The sequence below is a fragment of the Microcoleus sp. PH2017_12_PCY_D_A genome (assembly GCF_020738565.1).
Taxonomy (GTDB): Bacteria; Cyanobacteriota; Cyanobacteriia; order Cyanobacteriales; family Microcoleaceae; genus Microcoleus.
Map to the genome: position 1 here is coordinate 1 of NZ_JAEQCI010000184.1, position 3,342 is coordinate 3,342.

A 3,342-nucleotide genomic window follows, 5' to 3' on the forward strand; every position below is an offset into this window, starting at 1 on the left:
AGCCTCAAATGATTGCAGAGCAATTATTTGAGGTTTTGAGAATTCTGAATTCTTTTGAAATTAAATCCGATCGAATATCTGCGGAATGTGGGTTATAAACTGCTGTTTTTAGGTTCAAGTTACGATGAGGCTCACTCGTGGCTACTGGAAGATGAATATGAGCGAGTTGATGGTAGGCTTTTAGCCTCGGAAATAGTTTGAGTGAAGAATAATTAGGGCGATCGCCCTTTAGGGCAAAAAGGGCGATCGGGCATTTTCCTAAGCAACCCCATAGCCCGTATACGGACGCTTGTAAGGCGGATGCAGCCCTAAAACAATGTCCTCTTTGGCTACTCCCATCTCGACTAATTCCTGTCCGAGGTCTGCTTCTGTCATATTGCGTTGAATCCAGATTTTACCATCCTTGATATCTAAGTGAATGAAACAGTTATAAATGCGTTTGTATCCCTCCCAGCCCACATCTAAAATTTGGTAATGGTCGTGTTCTGTATCGAACACAAGTTGGCACTCAACATCCAACTCTGAGTTATTATATAGACTGGCATGAGAGGTTAATAGTTGGCGGATAAATTGGCGGTACAGCTCTATTCTTTCCATTCAATGATTACCTCCTGAACCGGAGCGTAGACGATTAACTTCACTTGATAATGTCGGATAGCTTCCTGAGTAAATCGTTCTTGAAAGAAGGATTCAAATATATCGATAGGGACTGCCAGATATAGAGTTCTATCTGATTCGCTCATTTGCAATCCTAAGCGGTAGTTCAAAAACTGTCCTAACGCTGAATGAAAGTCTGTAATGGCTGATGGATTGAGAAAGCTTTTGATTTCAACAGCAATCTTTCGTCCAGGCTTTTCAGCGGCAAAGACTTTCTCTGCTGCTAGATCGATCTCAAACTTCACCTTATCTATCTTGAGGATGAGCGGATCTGCCGTAATTACCCACTGCTCCTTCAGGAGTGCTTGTTTTACAGCATCATGGAATAGGTCTTTGGCAGCCATCGTTTTTTCACAGCATCTAGCTATTATTATACAAGCGATCGCTCCTCAGTTCAAGTCAGGGCGATCGCTCTTACGGATGAGGCAAAAGAAAGGGCGATCGCCCTTTAGGGCAAAAAGGGCGATCGCCTATCCTCAAACTTCAGTTATTAATTAAATTTTGGAACACGAACCTCAATCGTCCTTTCTGGATTATTACTAGGATGCCAATAAACAGGATCCTTCGTGGCTCCCGACCAATTGCGAATATTGATCACACAGTCTCCGTTTTTAACGTGTGCCCAGATATGCCAAGTATTCTTTTGAACACTTTCATCGAAAATTCCTACCTGTCTAAGCTCATTAAAATTGTTGTTACAGACAGAATCTGCCTGTTGTTGATTCATATTTGGCAAATTTGGTAATCGACTAATGAAGACAAATTCATGTGCTTCGTAAGCGATCGCTTTTTGATGTATAGCTTGTCCCCAATTTATAGTCAAAGACATACAAAAGGTTGACATAAATAGCAGAATTCCCAGCGGTTGATTGTTCAAAATATGCTTTGCCATTGAACCCCCTAATTTTCCTGGTATCAATAAAATGGTTGATTGCGAACCTGACACTCGGTGAAAAATCATTAAACTTACAATAATTTCACCTGCTGTACTAAATATCAATATAGCTAAAATCCTAGTTTTTTTTACAGTTAAAATATCATGAAAAGTCAGATATTAATAATTAAAAAAGTCAGATTATGTCATCATTATCATAAAATGTCATAAAAAATATGATAAAATAGCCAAGACCTCCATACATACTTAACTAATGGACGTTAAAAAAGTCTTGAAATTAGCTGAAGACATGGTTTTCGCTAAGACAGGAGAACACTTGGACGATCTGCAAGAAGCTATCCTAGCAGGTGTATGGGAAGGTCAAAAATACTCTCAAATCGCAGAAGCATCCTATTGTAGCGAAGGTCACGTCAGGAATATAGCTTCAAAATTATGGAAGCGTTTATCAAATGTTTTAGGTGAAGAAGTTACTCAATCGAATTTACGATCGGCACTTGAAAGACAACAATTATTCATCATTTCATCAAATTCGGGCAACGATTTTTTTATTGGTAATGTCAATGTTTGTAAGGACACTCAATCTCCCGAAGTTCCAAAAGCCCGATCGCCCTCAACCCCCACCCCAGACACCTCAAAACCCCAAACCCGACTAGACTTAGCCGATGCACCTCATATTTCATTGTTGTCCGATCGCACATCCGAACTCGCCACCCTCGAAAAATGGATCGTCCAAGAAAAGTGCAACCTCACAGCAATATCAGGACTCAGCGGCATCGGCAAAACCGCACTTTCCCTCCACCTCATCCCACAAATTCAGCATCACTTTGACTGCGTAATTTGGCGAAGTCTGGGCACCTCCCCACCCCTCGGAACCACCCTGAAAAACCTGATTCAATTTATCGCCAATCAATACCCCCCCAACCCCCCCTTGTCAAGGGGGGGCGAAGAGGGGTTTTTGCCTAGCAGCATTGGCGATCGACTTTCCCTGTTAATGGAATATCTGCGAAAAAACCGCTGTCTCATCATCCTCGACGACGTGCAAACTCTCCTCGGGAGCGGACAACTCGCAGGAAATTACCGCCCAGAATGCGAAAATTACAGCATCCTTTTCAGACAAATCGGAGAAACAACCCACAACAGTTGCTTAATCCTCAACACTTGGGAAAACCCCAGAGAAATTACCGCATTAACAGGCGAAAATTCATTAGTTCGTACTTTACAACTCAAAGGCATAGGTACAGATGCCGCCGAAATTTTCCGAAATAAAAATTTACTCAACCCCGAAAAATGGGAATACCTAATTAACGCCTACCGAGGCAATCCATTGTGGTTAAAAATAGTCGCGGCCACTATTCAAGAATTATTTCGCGGCAGGGTAGCAGAATTTTTGAAATATGATATGCTATTCGTGGGGGAAGAATTGGCCGCAAACTTGCACCCGCAGATCGATCGCCTGTCAGAATTAGAGAAAAAGCTCATCTCCCGCCTCAGCCGCGAAGCGAATTCAGTTTCAATAGAGCAATTGCTAGAAGATGCCGATTTATCGCCCTCGGAGTTATTCAACGGGCTGCAATCTTTGGGCAGGCGATCGTTGGTTGAAATAGAGGAAATGGAGAATGAAACTTTATTCAATCTTTGTCCTGTGGTGAGACAATATGTGATATCAAATCCGGTTTGTTGACGCTTTCGGTGCAGTCCGGCAGTCCGGCAGTCCGGCAGTCCGGCAGTCCGGCAGTCCGGCAGTCCGGCAGTCCGGCAGTCCGGCAGTCCGGCAGTCCGGCAGTCCGGCA

Annotated in this window: 5 protein-coding genes; 2 read left to right on the forward strand and 3 right to left on the reverse strand. The window is 43.0% G+C overall.

Going from position 1 to position 3,342, the window contains the following annotated elements; all coding sequences use genetic code 11:
- Positions 1-258: 258 nt before the first annotated feature.
- Together JGK39_RS31525 and JGK39_RS31530 are read right to left on the reverse strand one after the other, a co-directional pair.
- Positions 259-597, reverse strand: coding sequence for a XisI protein (locus JGK39_RS31525; protein WP_293258578.1), 339 nt, complete (start codon positions 595-597; stop codon positions 259-261).
- The gene (locus JGK39_RS31530) at positions 585-1,001 is read right to left on the reverse strand and encodes a XisH family protein (RefSeq protein ID WP_293258580.1); all 417 of its coding nucleotides are present in this window, start codon (positions 999-1,001) and stop codon (positions 585-587) included. Before JGK39_RS31530 ends, JGK39_RS31525 begins: the two co-directional genes overlap by 13 nt.
- On the opposite strand from JGK39_RS31530, the gene JGK39_RS31535 reads away from it, so the two are divergent.
- Complete coding sequence (locus JGK39_RS31535) at positions 991-1,155, forward strand: hypothetical protein (protein WP_293258582.1); 165 nt, start codon at positions 991-993, stop codon at positions 1,153-1,155. The two genes, JGK39_RS31530 and JGK39_RS31535, sit on opposite strands and share 11 nt — an antisense overlap.
- Here JGK39_RS31535 and JGK39_RS31540 read toward each other — a convergent pair.
- Entirely contained in the window at positions 1,148-1,549 is a 402-nt protein-coding gene (locus JGK39_RS31540) for a hypothetical protein (protein WP_293258584.1), read from the reverse strand. The genes JGK39_RS31535 and JGK39_RS31540 overlap by 8 nt on opposite strands.
- A gap of 256 nt (positions 1,550-1,805) precedes the next feature.
- Between JGK39_RS31540 and JGK39_RS31545 the strand changes: the two genes are divergently transcribed.
- Entirely contained in the window at positions 1,806-3,233 is a 1,428-nt protein-coding gene (locus JGK39_RS31545) for an NB-ARC domain-containing protein (protein WP_293298750.1), read from the forward strand.
- Positions 3,234-3,342 lie beyond the last annotated feature (109 nt).